This window comes from Leisingera sp. SA215 (genome assembly GCF_055902035.1).
Window position 1 is genome coordinate 64,679 of the sequence record NZ_JBVVXU010000009.1, and the last position, 15,176, is coordinate 79,854.

At 62.3% G+C, this 15,176-nt stretch carries 15 protein-coding genes; 7 read left to right on the forward strand and 8 right to left on the reverse strand.

The features are described 5' to 3' along the window. Positions 1–117 precede the first annotated feature (117 nt). From AC0KW6_RS11625 to AC0KW6_RS11635, 3 genes are all read left to right on the forward strand, one after another. On the forward strand, positions 118–573 hold the full coding sequence (locus AC0KW6_RS11625; protein WP_323782203.1) for an Lrp/AsnC family transcriptional regulator: 456 nt from the start codon (positions 118–120) through the stop codon (positions 571–573). Further along, on the forward strand, positions 570–1,028 hold the full coding sequence (locus tag AC0KW6_RS11630) for an Lrp/AsnC family transcriptional regulator (RefSeq protein WP_323782206.1): 459 nt from the start codon (positions 570–572) through the stop codon (positions 1,026–1,028). The genes AC0KW6_RS11625 and AC0KW6_RS11630 overlap by 4 nt, the downstream gene beginning before the upstream one ends. Before the next feature lie 198 nt (positions 1,029–1,226). After that, a complete protein-coding gene (locus AC0KW6_RS11635) occupies positions 1,227–2,351 on the forward strand; it encodes an aminotransferase class V-fold PLP-dependent enzyme (RefSeq protein ID WP_323782209.1) in 1,125 nt (374 codons plus the stop codon). Between the two features lie 78 nt (positions 2,352–2,429). Here AC0KW6_RS11635 and AC0KW6_RS11640 read toward each other — a convergent pair whose 3' ends face one another. From AC0KW6_RS11640 to AC0KW6_RS11650, 3 genes are all read right to left on the reverse strand, one after another. Further along, on the reverse strand, positions 2,430–3,626 hold the full coding sequence (locus AC0KW6_RS11640; RefSeq protein WP_323782212.1) for a UbiH/UbiF family hydroxylase: 1,197 nt from the start codon (positions 3,624–3,626) through the stop codon (positions 2,430–2,432). Between the two features lie 79 nt (positions 3,627–3,705). Continuing rightward, positions 3,706–3,954: a hypothetical protein gene (locus tag AC0KW6_RS11645; RefSeq protein WP_323782216.1), complete on the reverse strand. Its 249-nt coding sequence runs from the start codon at positions 3,952–3,954 to the stop codon at positions 3,706–3,708. Between the two features lie 163 nt (positions 3,955–4,117). Further along, complete coding sequence (locus AC0KW6_RS11650; protein ID WP_323782219.1) at positions 4,118–4,762, reverse strand: pyrimidine 5'-nucleotidase; 645 nt, start codon at positions 4,760–4,762, stop codon at positions 4,118–4,120. 142 nt (positions 4,763–4,904) lie between these two features. On the opposite strand from AC0KW6_RS11650, the gene AC0KW6_RS11655 reads away from it, so the two are divergent. Beyond that, positions 4,905–5,549: a GntR family transcriptional regulator gene (locus tag AC0KW6_RS11655; protein ID WP_024090917.1), complete on the forward strand. Its 645-nt coding sequence runs from the start codon at positions 4,905–4,907 to the stop codon at positions 5,547–5,549. On the opposite strand, the gene AC0KW6_RS11660 is transcribed toward AC0KW6_RS11655, so the two are convergent. Further along, a complete protein-coding gene (locus AC0KW6_RS11660; protein WP_474034946.1) occupies positions 5,509–7,446 on the reverse strand; it encodes a glycosyltransferase in 1,938 nt (645 codons plus the stop codon). The two genes, AC0KW6_RS11655 and AC0KW6_RS11660, sit on opposite strands and share 41 nt — an antisense overlap. A 108-nt stretch (positions 7,447–7,554) precedes the next feature. Continuing rightward, on the reverse strand, positions 7,555–8,715 hold the full coding sequence (gene carA, locus AC0KW6_RS11665; protein ID WP_474034947.1) for a glutamine-hydrolyzing carbamoyl-phosphate synthase small subunit: 1,161 nt from the start codon (positions 8,713–8,715) through the stop codon (positions 7,555–7,557). Between the two features lie 181 nt (positions 8,716–8,896). On the opposite strand from carA, the gene AC0KW6_RS11670 reads away from it, so the two are divergent. Continuing rightward, a complete protein-coding gene (locus AC0KW6_RS11670; RefSeq protein ID WP_024090914.1) occupies positions 8,897–9,370 on the forward strand; it encodes a GatB/YqeY domain-containing protein in 474 nt (157 codons plus the stop codon). A 105-nt stretch (positions 9,371–9,475) separates the two neighbouring features. Here the strand turns inward: AC0KW6_RS11670 and AC0KW6_RS11675 are convergent, their stop codons facing one another. Both AC0KW6_RS11675 and AC0KW6_RS11680 read right to left on the reverse strand, forming a co-directional pair. After that, the gene (locus AC0KW6_RS11675) at positions 9,476–9,958 is read right to left on the reverse strand and encodes a DUF2244 domain-containing protein (RefSeq protein WP_474034948.1); all 483 of its coding nucleotides are present in this window, start codon (positions 9,956–9,958) and stop codon (positions 9,476–9,478) included. A gap of 153 nt (positions 9,959–10,111) precedes the next feature. Beyond that, a complete protein-coding gene (locus tag AC0KW6_RS11680) occupies positions 10,112–11,785 on the reverse strand; it encodes a cytochrome c oxidase subunit I (protein ID WP_024090912.1) in 1,674 nt (557 codons plus the stop codon). 236 nt (positions 11,786–12,021) lie between these two features. Here AC0KW6_RS11680 and AC0KW6_RS11685 point away from each other — a divergent pair, with 236 nt between their 5' ends. Together AC0KW6_RS11685 and AC0KW6_RS11690 are read left to right on the forward strand one after the other, a co-directional pair. After that, complete coding sequence (locus AC0KW6_RS11685) at positions 12,022–12,447, forward strand: HIT family protein (protein WP_474034949.1); 426 nt, start codon at positions 12,022–12,024, stop codon at positions 12,445–12,447. A 724-nt stretch (positions 12,448–13,171) separates the two neighbouring features. After that, positions 13,172–14,488 (forward strand): alpha/beta hydrolase, encoded by a 1,317-nt coding sequence (locus AC0KW6_RS11690; protein WP_474034950.1) that lies wholly within the window; start codon positions 13,172–13,174, stop codon positions 14,486–14,488. Here the strand turns inward: AC0KW6_RS11690 and lipB are convergent. Beyond that, positions 14,485–15,135, reverse strand: coding sequence for a lipoyl(octanoyl) transferase LipB (gene lipB / locus AC0KW6_RS11695; protein ID WP_474034951.1), 651 nt, complete (start codon positions 15,133–15,135; stop codon positions 14,485–14,487). The genes AC0KW6_RS11690 and lipB overlap by 4 nt on opposite strands. Positions 15,136–15,176 lie beyond the last annotated feature (41 nt).

Here is a 15,176-nt window from a genome sequence, read left to right on the forward strand (position 1 = left end):
CATTGGTGTTTGAGGGTATCATAGGGAAGTGGGCCGGGAAGACGATTGCCGTTCCGCATGAAATAGTCGGATTTTTTGCGGTAGTTATTCGTATTTTCCCGTGATAGTGATAAGTTCATGCTTGATGATCTCGACCGGCGCATTCTCCGCCATCTGCAAAGCGAGCCGGGGCAACCGATTCCGGATTTGGCTGAACGGCTGGGTATGACTGCCTCGCGCCTGTCGCGGCGGCTGGAGAAGCTACGCGAGACGGGCGTGATCCTGGGCCAGCGGGCGATAATCGACTGGCGCGCGCTGGGATATGAGGTGGAAGTCTCGCTGCGGGTGACGCTGGAGAAGACCAACCCGCGTGCCTTTGACGAATTCATCGGCGCTGCGCGCAAGATCCCGGAGGTGCTGGAAATCCAGACTTTTCTCGGCCAGGTCGACGTGCGGCTTTCTGTGATCGCACGCGATATGCCGCATTATCAGCAGATTTACCGGGCCGCCATCCTGAACCTGCCGCATATCGCCGACATCGAGGCGCTGATGCACGTGTCGCGGATCAAATCGGATGAGGTATTGCCGGTATGACCGCCTTGGATGAGATTGATTTTGGCCTGCTGCGGGCCTTGGCCGAGGATGCCAGCCGCTCTGCGGGGGCGCTGGGGCGAAAGCTGGGCCTCAGCCAGCCCGCCACCTGGCGGCGCATAAAACGCCTGCAGGAGGCGGGCATCATCGCAGGCCGCAGGCTGGATCTCGACACGGAAAAGCTGGGCTTTGGCGTGACGGTGTTTCTGGGTGTAAAGCTTGCCACCAAGGGCCGGGTCAGTTTGGAGGATTTCGAACGCGCTGTCTCGGCCATCCCCGAAGTTCAGACGGTGGAGCATGTGTTGGGCATGTATGATTACCGCCTGCGGGTGACGGCGCGCGATATTTCCGATTTCGAACGCGTGTTGCGCCGCCGGGTGATGACGCTGCCGGGAGTCGGCAGTGTCGATGCCAATGTGCTCTTGAGCGAGGAGCGCAGGCCGGGGCCGCTGGGCTGAACCCGCAACTTTGTTGCCGATGTGAAACCGGCTTGGCGCAAATACGCGGGGTTTCTGTCGTGGCTGGGCTGTCTTTTTGGCGGGCTGCCGTCAATATCTCCCTTCGGAAGGCGGTTGCCCAGTTGTATGCCAAAGTAGGCTTTGCCAAACCCGGCGGCACCGGCTAGCCGTTTCAAGAGAATTTTCACGGAGGCCAAGATGGCATTGCTCAATACCGTTGACCCGCAGGGTCTGGATGAATTTTCGGTGGTTTTCACCGACCGTTCGCTCAACCATATGTCCAAGACCTTCCAAGGCGTGATGCTGGACATTAATGCGATGCTGAAAGAGGTCTATAACGCCGAAGCCGTGGCGCTGGTGCCGGGCGGTGGAACCTTCGCGATGGAGGCGGTGGCACGGCAGTTCGCCCGCGGCGCAAATGCACTGGTGGTGCGCAATGGCTGGTTCTCCTACCGTTGGAGCCAGATATTTGAGGCCGGCAGCTTTACCGCGTCTTCGACCGTGATGAAGGCACGCCGCACCGGCAATGAATCGGCCTCGCCGTTTGAGCCCGCGCCGATTGGTGACGTGGTGGCCGCAATCAAGGAGCAGAAACCGGATATCGTCTTTGCCCCGCATGTGGAAACCGCAGCGGGGGTGATCCTGCCCGACGATTACGTGACCGCAATGGCGGCCGCTGCGCATGAAGTCGGCGCGCTGGTGGTGCTTGATTGCATCGCCTCGGGCTGTGCCTGGATAGACATGAAGGCGACCGGCGTCGATGTGCTGATCTCCGCACCGCAAAAGGGCTGGAGCGCCTCGCCCTCCGCTGGTCTGGTCATGTTCTCGGAACGGGCGCTGGCGCGTCTTGAAGAGACCGTCTCGGATAGCTTTGCCATCAATCTGAAACAGTGGCGCACGATCATGAAGGCCTATGAGGACGGCGGTCACGCCTATCATGCCACTATGCCGACCGATGCGCTGAAGGCGTTCCGCGACACCATGCTGGAGACCCGGGAGTACGGCTTTGAGAAGCTGCGCGACGCACAATGGGCGCTGGGCAAAGGCGTGCGGGCGATGCTGAAGGACAAGGGTATCACCTCGGTTGCCGCAGAGGGCTTTGGCGCGCCGGGCGTGGTGGTGAGCTACACCGGCGACCCGGACGTGCAGAACGGCAAGAAGTTCCTCGCTCTGGGCACGCAGATCGCGGCTGGCGTGCCGCTGCAGTGCGACGAGCCCGCGGATTTCCGCACTTTCCGCTTGGGTCTGTTCGGTCTCGACAAGCTGTATGATGTGGATGCCACGATCGCACGGCTGAAAACCGTCGCCGATCAGGTGCTGTAAAGGCACCGGTCTTTCATCTTTCCGGAAATTACTCCCGCCGGAGGCACCGGCTTTCCCCTTCGGGAAAGCCGGTAGTCCCTACTTAACGCCCAATCCCATCTGCATCAGCGTCTTGCGCACGGGCGCCAGCGAGTAAAGCGCATTGAGACCAAAGGCGCGCAGGTCGCGCAGCGGGCGCGGCGCCAGCATCGAGGTGCGGTTGAGCAGGTCGATGCCCTTCACCCGCAGCAGGATCTCGTTGTGGCGCGCCTTATGGTAGGCGGCCAGCATCTGCGCATCGCCAAGGCCTTCGGGGCGGGCGGCGGCCAGTTCTAGTAGGCTGCGCAAATCGCCCAGCGACATATTCAGTCCCTGCGCGCCGATTGGCGGCACCACATGGGCGGCCTCGGCCATCAGCGCCAACCGCTCGCCGTTGAGCCGCTCCGCCGACTGGCTGATGATCGGCCAGATGGTGCGGCGCGACGCCAGCTTCAGGTCGCCGAACAAACCGCAGCTGCGGTCCGTCATGGCCGCCTCAAAGGCGGCTGGTTCGAGGTTCAGCAGCTCCTGCGCTCGGGGACCCCGCTCCATCCAGACAATCGCAGAGGACGGCTGGCCCAGGTGATCGGGCAGCGGCACCAAAGTGAACGGCCCGCCGGAGCGATGGATCTCAGTAGAGACATTTTCGTGCGGCACCGTGTGGGTGACCGCGAAGGCCAGCGCCTTTTGACCGTAACGGGTGGTCTTTACCGGAATGCCCGCCGCCTCGCGCATTGGTGAAGTGCGCCCGTCGCAGGCCACCACCAGTTTGGCCGTGACCTGGCTGCCGTCGCTAAGGGTGACGCGGGCACTATCGGTACGGGTGAACAGCCCGGTGGTGCCGGTGCCGAAACGCAAATCGACATTGGACATGCCGTCCAGCCGGGCAATCAGCTCGCGCCGCAACAGCCAGTTGGGCAGGTTCCAGCCGAACGGTTGGCCGGAGATATCGGCGGCGTTGAAATCCTTGACCACCCGCGGCTCGGGGCGGGTGCCGCCGGCATCGACAATGCGCATGATCTGTAGGGGTGTGGCGTGATCCGCCAGCCGCGGCCAGATCGCGCAACGTTCCAGCAGCGCCTGCGCGGGCTGCAGGAAGGCGGTGGTGCGCAGGTCAGAGCCTGCGGCGTCGCGCTCTGTCACTGGCGGTGCGGGATCGGTGCAGATCACGGAAAAACCGCTGGACGCAAAAGCGGCGGCTGCGGTCAGACCCGCAATGCCGCCTCCGGAAATCAGAATATCGCAGGTATCGGCCATCTCGTCAGCCCTCCGTTCTGGGGCCAGAGATAGGCCCTGACGGCAGAGTAAGACAAGCCGGTACCGGCAGAAAGGGCGCTTAGCCGCGGGTAATGGTAATCAGCAGCGTGAACACCACCGGCACCATGCAGACCGCCGGAATATAAAGCCCGGGAATGCCGAACAACAGGATCGAACAGCCCCAAAGGCTGATCAGGGTCGCAATCGCGTAATACAGGTTTTCTTCCGGGCCGTAGGCGACCTCCTTGATCATCCGCCCCAGCAGCGGCACGGAAAAAAGTATGCGTTGCATCAGGGTCAGGCGTTCGGGAAGGACATATGCGCTCATCGGTCGGGCTCCAGAAGATCGTCTCTGCGGCGCATATAAGGACGATAGCTTGCAGCAAACAGGTATATTTTGCCGCAGGTGCGCAGAATTGCCGGCATGCGGTTGTGCACATTCAGCCATGCGGCGAACGGCGTCCTATCGCGCCGTCGGCAGCGGCCGGAGTTCAGGTCAGAGCGGCCAGAAAGCCAGCCAGATCGTCCGAATGATGGTGGATGTGCGCGGCTCTGACCGGCTCCGGCGCCACATGCACCGTGCGCATTCCCATCTGGTGCGGAGCAGCGAGGTTGCGGGCGTCATCCTCGAACATTGCCGCCTGTTCCGGGTTCACGCCAGCGCGGGCAAAAACCCGGTCAAAGGCGCGGCGTTCCGGTTTGGGGTGGTAATCCGCGTGTTCGACGCCATAAACGCCGTCAAACAGCCCCGACAGCCCGCGGGCGGCCAGCACCCGTTCAGCATAAGGGGCCGTGCCATTGGTGTAGACGAATTTTTTGCCAGGCAGATTGTTAATGTTGGCAGCCAGCACCGCATCCTTTTCCAGATGCTCCATCGAAATGTCATGCACTGCCACCAGATAGGGGGCCGGATCCAGATCGTGTTCGCGCATCAGCCCGGCCAGCGTGGTGCCATGTTCGCGCCAGTAATAGCTGCGCAGATGGTCGGCCTTGGCCTTGTCCACCCCCAGGGCCTCCATCACAAAGGCCGTCATCTTGACCTCGATCTGGTCAAACAGGCGGGCCGAGGGCGGATAGAGGGTGTTGTCGAGGTCGAACACCCATTGGGTGACATGGGAAAAAGCGTGCTTGGGCATAGGGCCGGATTAGGGGGCGAAGACTGGCATTGCAATCAAAAGCGCATTTAGACTGCGGGTTTTCGGCACATTGGCGCCATCAGGGTTGATTGCTGCCCTATGCGCTGTAGAGATTGGCAAACCGGAAATGACAGGAAGACCCATGAGCCAGAGCCGCAGCAACCAGAAAGATGCCTATGCGCTGATCCTAGAGGCGATCGACGTCGGCGTTTACAAACCCGGCGACCGGCTGGTGGAAAGCGATCTGGCCGAGCGTTTTGGCGTGTCGCGCACCCCGATCCGAGAGGCGCTGCAGCGGCTGGAGACGCAATCACTTCTGGAGCGTGACGGACGGTCGCTGATTGTCGCCTCGCTGGACCACAACCAGATGGCCGAGCTGTATGTGGTGCGGCGTGAGCTGGAGGGACTGGCAGCTCAGCTGGCGGCGCGTCATGCCACCGAAGAAGAGATCAAGGTGCTGAAGGAAATGGTCGAGGCCGATAACCAGCTGGTCGGAGATCCGTCGGCGCTGTCCAAGGCCAACCGCCGGTTCCATGAACAGATCCACTTGGCGTCGCACAACCGCTATCTGGTGCAGCAGCTGGACCTGGTGCACCGGACTATGGCGCTGATGGCAACGACCTCGCTGGCCGCCGAGGGCCGCAGCGAGATTGCCCAGTCCGAGCACAAGGGGATCGTTGATGCAATCGGCCGCCGCGACGAGGCAGCAGCGGGCGAAGCGCTGAAGGAACATATCTCGATCGCTTTCATGACCCGGCTGAAGCAGGACGCCAGCGGGCGGGGATGAACCGCCGGAGCCGCGGCAAGCGCCAGCGGCGGGGGGTGGCGCCGGGTTTGATGCAGTGCGCCGTCTTGTCCCAGAAAAAGGGGCGGACGAGCAGTTCATGCGTGGCCTTGGCGATGGCGACGGCCCCCATCGGAAAATACAGGATCATTGCTGGGGCCCAGGCTGCCAGCCAGGGCCGTCCCATGGCAAAAGCAGCAGTGATGCTGATGATCAGACCCAGAAGTTCAAAGAACACCAGCGCCGCCGCTGCCAGGGACAGCAGCAGCGGCGAAGCCGTGCCTGCGCTGGGGTGCGGCAGGCCAAGCGTGATCAGCCAGAACGACCACAACAGCGGCGCAAACAGGAACTGCCCGATTGTGCCCAGGAAGAAGGCCTGAAAGCCCAGGAAGCGTTTCCAGCCAAGCTCACCCCGCAGCCGCAGCGGCTCGCGCATATGCACCAAATAGGTCACCATGAACCCTTTCAGCCAGCGCGAGCGCTGTTTGACCCAGGGCCAGGGGCGGCAGTTCGCCTCCTCGAATGTGGTGCTGGGCAGCATTCCGGTGCGGTAGCCGGCGCGGTAGAGCCTGACACCCAGATCCGCATCTTCGGTGACGTTGTGTGCATCCCAGCCGCCCAACTCTTCTAGCACCTTGCGGCGGATGAACATTGTCGTACCACCCAACGGCACCACCAGGCCAAACCGGGAAATACCGTGCAGAACGATGCGGAACCAGCTGGCATATTCCAGCGTGAAACAGCGGGAAATCCAATTGGTGCCAGGATTGTAGTAGTCCAATACACCCTGAAAGCAGACGGTTTTCCTGTCCGCGCGGGCAAAGGCCTGCGCCACTTTGTCCAGCTGGTCCGTCTGCGGCGCGTCCTCGGCGTCCCAGACGCCGATGATGTCGCCGCGGCAAAAGTTCAGCGCATAGTTCATCGCCCGCGGCTTTGTCGTCAGCCCGCCAAAAGCCGGAACCTCGACCACCCGGATCCAAGGCGGCAGGCGGGCGCCCGCAAGGGCAGCCCGGGTAACGGTGTCATGTTCCTCGAGCACCAGGATCACATCGGTCAAGGCCCGCGGGTAGCTGAGCTTGCGGATGCGGGTAAGCAGGGCCCGGCTGATCTCGGCCTCTTGGTACAGCGGCACCAGGATTGAAATGCCGGGCCGGTTGCCCAAGCCGGTTTGACAGGGGACGGGCTTTTGCGGCGGGGACTGCCGGGGGGGGCGGCCGGACCAATAGGCAGAAAGCCCGCAAAGCTTCAGCATCGTGAACAGCAGCACCGACAGCAGTGCCAGCAGGCTGAGAGCAGTGAAGACCGCCGCCGGGGCGGTCCAGCCAAGATAAAACGCGGGCAAGGCACAGGCTGAAAGCAGTGCGCGGCCCTTTGCAGGCTGCAGTGTGCGGCAGCTTTGCCGCGGGACCACGCTGCAGCTGGCCTGGCGCACCAGGGCGGGGCTGAAATGTGCGGTCAGCAGAGCGGTGATCTGCGCTTCGCAGGCCAGCACCGGGGTGATGCGGTCAAAACGGTCCTGCAACTCACCGCGCAGCGTCTCGAACCGGTCCGGGTGGGCGATGGCAACGGTAACGGTCTGGCCGAATTGCAGCCATGGAAGCGCAGCGTGGCGCAACCAGAACTGAGCGGGTTTGCGGGCCAGCAACCGGGAATTGGGGACCTGGCCGGTCAGGTCGGCGCGCTGCATCCGGAATTGCCGGGCCAGCGTGTCCTGAACCTGGTCTTCGCTGGCCAGACCCTCGGCCACCAGCACCCGCCCAAGGGCAGCTTTCTGGTGCTGGCGCAGCACCAGCGCCTTCATCATGCTGCGGCCATCCACTGGTGGCGGCAGCCCCGGAGACCCCTCCCCGGCGGGCCGCGGCGGGCGGAACTGCCGCAGCGGCTGAGATAAAAAAACCATCGCCACCCCTTAACAAAAACATTGAGGGCTTCAGGCTGGTGGCGGGGGCTTAAGAATTGGTAAATGCGGCGTTAACCATGCTGTTCTAAAGCGTGGTTAACAGGTTTTTTACGAAGATTTGCGCGCGGCCATGGCTTCGGCAAAGCGTTCGAACAGGTAAAAGCTGTCCTGCGGGCCGGGGCTGGCCTCGGGGTGGTGCTGTACCGAGTAGACCGGGCGGCCGGAAATGCGGATACCGCAGTTGGAGCCGTCAAACAGCGAAACATGGGTCTCTTCAACCCCTTCCGGCAGGGTCTGAGCATCCACGGCAAAGCCATGGTTCATCGAGGTGATCTCGACCTTGCCGGTGGAATGCTCCTTGACCGGGTGGTTGGCGCCGTGATGGCCGTGGTTCATTTTGACGGTCTTGGCGCCCAGAGCCAGCGCCAGCATCTGGTGGCCGAGGCAAATGCCGAAAACCGGCAGATCGGTTTTCAGGACGTCCTGAATCATCGGCACCGCGTATTCACCGGTGGCGGCAGGGTCGCCGGGCCCGTTGGATAGGAATACCCCGTCTGGCTTATGGGCCAGAACCTCTTCGGCGGTGGCGGTGGCAGGCAGCACAGTGACGTCGCATCCGGCCGACGCCAGGCAACGCAGGATATTGCGCTTGGCGCCATAGTCGACGGCCACGACCTTATGCGCAGGCGCTTCCTGGCGGTCATAGCCGTCCGGCCAGGCCCAGCGCATTTCGTCCCAGCGGTAGCTTTGGGCGCAGGACACGTCTTTGGCCAGATCCATGCCTTCCAGCCCGGGCCATTCCCGCGCCTTGGCAACCAGCGCCTCAACGTCGAAGTTGCCCTCCGGGTCGTGGGCCAGGGCCGCATGCGGTGCGCCTTGCTGGCGGATCGCGCGGGTCAGGCGGCGGGTGTCGATGCCGCCGATGGCGATGCGCCCGGTGCGGGTGAGCCAGTCCTTCAGCTCCTCGGTGGCGCGCCAGTTGGAGGCCAGCGTCGGATCCCATTTCACCACCATGCCTGCGGCGACGGGGGCGACGGTCTCGTCATCCTCGGGCGTCACGCCGGTGTTGCCGATATGGGGGAAGGTAAATGTGACGATCTGGCCGGCATAGGAGGGGTCGGTCATGATCTCCTGATAGCCGGTCATCGCGGTGTTGAAGCAGAGCTCCGCCACCGTGTCGCCAGTGGCGCCGAAACCGGTGCCGAAAAAGACGGTGCCATCTGCGAGCGCCAGGCATGCGGTGGGCTTGGACGGGGCGGAAGCGGCCATTGCGCGAGTCTCCATGCGGTGAAATTCATGGGCTTGTAAGGGGAGCGCCCCAGCGGGTCAAGCCTGCACCAGCGGGCAGGCCGGCGCGGCAGCCGTCCCGGTGCCAGCAGATAGTAAACTTGCACAGCAGCGGCAGAATGGATAACCATCAGTGTCCGGCAACCATGGGATGCTTATTACGATGGATACGCGCACACAGGTCAATCAGGCCTTGAAGCAAGCGATGAAAGACAAGGCAGCGGAGCGGCTGTGCACGCTGCGGCTGATCAATGCGGCGATCAAGGACCGGGAAATCGCCGCCCGCGCCGATGGCGAGGAGGGCGGCATCGACGAGGGAGAAATCCTTGCCATCCTGGGCAAGATGACCAAGCAACGCAATGAAAGCGCCCGTGCCTATGAGGAAGGCGGGCGGCTGGATCTGGCGGAGCGGGAACTGGGCGAAATCGCTATTATTGAGGAGTTCCTGCCGCAGCAGCTGAGCGACGAGGAGGTCGGCGAGGCCATCACTGCGGCGGTGGCAGAAACCGGTGCCGAATCGATTCGCGACATGGGCAAGGTGATGGGTGCGCTGAAGGCGAAATACACCGGCCAGATGGATTTCGGCAAAGCCGGGCCCTTGGTCAAGGACCAGCTTTGCAGCAAGGGCGATTGCTGATCCTCGGCTGCCCGGGATGATACCGCGCTGGCGCGGTGCCTGCGGTGCGAGTATTTTTTGACAAAGAAGAAGAGGGGCCTGCATCGCGGGCCTTTTTTGTGCCTCTCAGCGGGAAAAGGCGGATTTCAGGTCGCCGTAAAGCGCGACCCGTTCCTGTTCCGACAGGAAGGCGCCGATTTCCACTTCGCGGCCGCCGCCCTGCAGGGTGACATAATGCGGAACCGGTCCGTCGCGGTCGTGCATTTCGACGCGGGTCCAGTAGCGGTTGCAGTGCCAGCTTTGCCGCTTGCCATCAGAGTTGATCCGCTCCAGACGGGCGTCTTCCTTGCCGATGGTCAGCACTTCCAGGATCTGATGGTCGCGGCGGCTGCGGTCCAATGCCCATTTCATGCCGAACAGGGCCAGTAGCAGGAACGGCAGCAGCCCCCACAGCAGAAAAGAACCCAGAACCGGGATCAGCGGCACGCAGATCAGCACTGCAGTCAGTCCAAGGAAGCGCACATAGCCCTGCGCTGGCAGTGATTGATGCGGCCAGAGGTGCAGCTCGCGTTCGGCGTCTTGCTGCGGACGGGTCCAGTTATAGGGCATGTGTTCAACGCCTGCTGAGCAATGATGGGTCTTATTGGATAATGTACCGGAAAGTCCGGATTTCCACTCGGTTTTTACGGCGGTGCGCAGATAAGAAAAAGGCCCCGGTGCATCTGCTCCGGGACCTTTTTTTGACTTCAGGATCTCAACCGCTTAGTGCGAATGCGAGCGGTCCCAGTCTTCCTGCTTGGGCAGGATTTCAAAGGTATGCTCGGGCGGCGGAGAGGGCAGGGTCCACTCCAGCGTGTCGGCATATTCGTTCCAGTAGTTGTTCTGGGTGACACGGGCGCCGCGCAGCAGCGAATAGATCACCACGCCAAAGAACAGCAGGAAGGACGCAAAGGACAGGAACGCGCCGTAGGACGAGATCTTGTTCCAGTAGGCAAAGCCTTCCGGATAATCGATGTAACGGCGCGGCATGCCCTGGCGGCCCAGGAAGTGCTGCGGGAAGAATGTCAGGTTGGCACCGATGAAGAACATCCAGAAGTGGATCTGGGCGCCCAGCTCATTGTACTGACGGCCGGTCATCTTGCCGAAGTAGAAGTAGACGCCCGAGAAGATCGCAAAGACAGCGCCCAGCGACATCACGTAGTGGAAGTGTGCAACCACATAGTAGGTGTCATGATATGCACGATCCACGGCGGCCTGCGACAGCACCACGCCGGTCACACCGCCGACGGTGAACAGGAACAGGAAGCCGAAGGCGAACATCATCGGGGCCTTGAACTCGATCGAGCCGCCCCACATGGTGGCGATCCAGGAGAAAACCTTCACGCCCGTGGGCACCGCGATCACCATGGTGGCCAGCATGAAGTAGGCCTGCTGGTTCAGCGACATGCCGACGGTGTACATGTGGTGCGCCCAGACGACAAAGCCCAGCACGCCAATGGCGATGATCGCCCAGACCATCGGCAGATAGCCGAACACCGGCTTGCGTGCGAAGGTTGCGATCACGTGGGAGATGATGCCGAAGCCGGGCAGGATCACGATGTACACTTCCGGGTGGCCGAAGAACCACAGGATGTGCTGGTACAGGATCGGATCGCCGCCGCCGGCCGCATCAAAGAAGGTGAAGCCGAAGTTGCGGTCCATCAGCAGCATGGTGATGGCGCCGGCCAGCACCGGCAGAGACAGCAGGATCAGCCAGGAGGTGACGAAGATCGACCAGGAGAACAGCGGCACCTTGAACAGGGTCATGCCCGGCGCGCGCATGTTCAGGAAGGTGGTGATCATGTTGATTGCACCCAGGATCGAAGACGCGCCCGAGACGTGTACGGCAAAGATCGCCAGGTCCATCGAGTAGCCGCCTTCGTTCACCGACAGCGGCGGGTACAGAACCCAGCCGACACCAGAACCCAGCTGGTCATTGCCGCCCGGCGAGACAACTGAAAGAACCGCCAGCGCGGTGCCTGCGACATACATCCAGAACGACAGGTTGTTCATCCGCGGGAACGCCATGTCCGGCGCGCCGATCTGCAGAGGCATGAAATAGTTGCCGAAACCGCCGAACAGCGCCGGAATCACCACGAAGAACATCATCAGGATGCCGTGGGCGGTGATCATCACGTTCCAGAGGTGGCCGTTCGGGGTGCATTCCGCAGAGGCGTCTGCGAACATGCGCGCACCCTCCAGGCACATGTACTGAACGCCGGGATCCATCAGCTCAAGCCGCATGTAGACGGTGAAGATGACAGAGATGAGACCTGCGAACGCCGAAACGATGAGGTAGAGAATGCCGATGTCTTTATGGTTCGTGCTCATGAACCAGCGGGTAAAAAAGCCCCGCTCGTCCTCGTGGCCGTGACCATGAATGGCTGCGTCTGCCATTATGTGCCTCCTGCTGCATAACGAAAGGCCCCCGGAGACGGACTCCGGGCGGCCTGGATTCCTTTTGTGTATTAGAATGGCGTGCCGGGGCCTTCAATGGCGGAGTTTGATCTGGATCAAGATTTATTGCCGCAGGGGTCTTGAATGCCATGCAAGGCACATCGCGCCGGGACGCTTGACCTGGCCGCAAGGTGCGCGCAAAACCGGACCGATTTCAAAATCAGGAGGCCAGACGCATGCCCGCTTATGATTCCGACAATATCTTCGCCAAGCTCTTGCGCGGCGAGATTCCATCGGCCCGTGTTTATGAAGATGACGATACCTTGGCCTTCATGGATATCATGCCGCGTGCGGACGGGCATCTTTTGGTGATCCCGAAAACCCCGTGCCGCAACCTGCTGGACGCCAGCCCTGCGCAGATGACAGCGGTGATGCAGACGGTGCAGAAACTGTCGCAGGCTGTGATCAGGGCCTTTGGCGCGGACGGGGTGACCGTGCAGCAGTTCAACGAAGCTGCGGGCGGGCAGGAAGTCTTTCACCTGCATATGCATGTGCTGCCGCGCAAGGAGGGCGACCGGCTGCGCCCGCCGGGAACGATGGGGGATCAGGCGCTGATCCAGGCGCAGGCGGAACAGATCCGCGCTGCACTTGCCGCAGGCTGAGGCCGGCCATTCAGGCGGACCATTGCTGTATTGAAACCGCCGCCTGAATAACCGGGGCGGTTTCAATGCGAATTCGTGCATTCGAAATAAATGTTGATCTTTAGTTGAATTTGACCATAGCTGTTTCGCAAATTGGTTGTAGGTCAAAGAAGGCGCTCGCGCCTAAGCGTATAGGAACCCAAGAATTGGGTGGTCTGGCACGGTATGCCAGCCCGGTTTAGGGCGGCATCAGCCGGTAATTTTCAGTTGACAGGCTGACTGTCTGAAACAAGCGGGCAAACGCGCCCGTGCCTGAACGTATGCTTGCAAGGCGTGCCGCCGCATTGACGCGAAAAGCATTATTGGAGGGAGCGGTGTGACTCTCTTGTACCGTGCGCAGGCCTTGTCGCAGGACCAGGTTGTTGCTGCCATTTACGAAACGATTATCCGGCCAGAGCAATTCGACCGGTTTTCCGCTGGTCCGCCGGGCGGCGGGGACGGCCTTGGCCGCTGGGGGGCGGTTGGGCGGCCCAGGGCCGTGCCCGTGCTCAGGGCGCATTTCTCGCGCGCAATGCAGATCCAGGAACAGCAGTGGGAGCGTGCAGGGCGGCCGGATCCCGGTGAATGTTCAGGCGATTGCCCCCGGTTCTGGCTGCTGGCCAGCGCCGGACCCGGGGGGCGCCTGTTGAATGCGTCGCAACCCGCCGCCCGGCAGCTAGCCAGCGGCGGAGATCTTCCTGCGGCCATGGGGCTGACACAGGCCGCTGCAGACCGGTGGCGTATTCTTATGGAGCAGGTGCGCGAGGGGGAGTTTTTCTGGCAGGAGGTTCTGCTTCTCGGCACTTGCCGCCCGGGGGAGCGGTTTCTGTGCCGCCCTGTCCGGCTGGATGGGGCAGGCAGACCTGTCGCAGCCGTCATGGCGGAACGGCTGGACTGCGAATGGAGCGAAGAGGCCGCAGGACCAGTGGCCGCGGCCTTCGGACTGCAGAGGTCCGAAATCGACCCGCTGAAGGCAGTGATGAACGGCACCGGCGGCCAGGTGGAGGCAGAACTGGAACAGATTGCAGCCAGGGCAGGAGCGCCGGGAACGGCTGAGCTGATCCGGCTGGCCGCCTTCCTGTTCAACGAACATATACGGGATTTGAAAATTGCCCGGGGCGAGCTGCTGCCACCTTCGGAAGAGGTTGAGGACAGAAGCGGGCGGCGCAGTCAGTTTTTCCGGTTCGGCGCCGAAACCGGACAGCCGGTGATCTATGTGCACGGGATGCTGGACGGGATCGCGCCGCTGCAGCGTCTGCAGCCGCAGCTTAGAACCCTGGGGTTCCGGGTCTATGCGCCGATGCGTGCGGGCTATGGCGGCTCGGTGCCGCTGCCGCGCGGGCTGGATCCGGCGGATGCCTTTGTTCAGCAGCTGGATGCACTGATCACACGCAAAAACCTGCAGCGGCCGGTATTGCTCAGCCACCGGGGCGGCGCATTGTACGGCTGCGCGGCGGCCAACCGGCTGCACAGCCGGATCGCCGGGCTGGTGGCGGTGGCCTCAAATTGTTCGATTGCCACGCCGCAGCAGTTTTCCGGGCTCAGCGGCTATGCCTGGCTGGTGGCCTTTGCCGCCACCCGTGCCCGCTGGATGCTGCCCTGGTTGATGAAAGCCTGGTCAGGCGCTCAGCACTGGTACGGGCATAAGGCGCTGCTGACGGCCCAGACTGCGCGCAACAGCCGCGAAAAGGTGATGCTGGATCAGATGGACCTGCTGCCGCTGCTGAAGCAAAGCCAGCTGCTGTTCCGGCAGCAGGGCGGCGCCGGATTCCTGGCGGATGTGCAGATGATGCGGCAGGGGAGCCGGAAGATAGCGCTGACACGGCACACGCGGGCGGTTTTTGTGCATGGCGGCGAGGACCGCGTCGCGCCGCTGTCCGGTATCCGCGATATCTTCGGCAGCCAGCAGAACGCTCAGCTTTGCGTCAGTCAGGAAGCGGGAGCGCTGCTGTTTTACACCTTTCCGGAACTGGTGCTGACGGCGCTGCAGGACTGCGCTTCGGCGGCACAAGGCAAGGCCTAGCCGCCAAAAACGTGCTCAAAGCTGCGCTTCAGGGCGACGTCTACATCCGCCATGGTGACGGGCAATCCCAGATCGACCAGGCTGGTCACCCCGTATTCGGTAATGCCGCAGGGCACGATGCCGGTGAAATGCTCCAGCTCCGGCTCCACATTGATCGAGATGCCATGGAAGCTGACCCATTTGCGCAGGCGGATGCCGATGGCGGCGATCTTGTCCTCGGCCGTGCCGCCGGTTGCGGTCTGCGGCTTGTCCGGGCGTTCGACCCAGACGCCGACACGGCCGTCGCGGATATGGCCCTTGATATTGAAATCGTCCAACGCGGCGATTACCCAGCTTTCCAGCTGCTGCACGAACCGGCGCACGTCGTGGCCGCGCTGGCCCACGTTCAGCATCACATAAACCACCCGCTGGCCCGGCCCGTGATAGGTATATTGGCCGCCGCGTTTGCTGTCATAGACCGGGAAACGGTCCGGGTCAGTCAGGTCTTCGCGCTTGGCCGAGGTGCCGGCGGTGTAAAGCGGCGGATGTTCGACCAACCAGATGCATTCTTCCGCAGTGCCCGCGGCGATCGCCGCCGCTCGCTCTTCCATGAAGGCAACTGCTTGAACATATTCAACAAGGCCGTCCGATGCGATCCATTCAACCATGGCTCTTGCTGTCCTTTTCCGTCATCCCTTCGGCCCCGCCA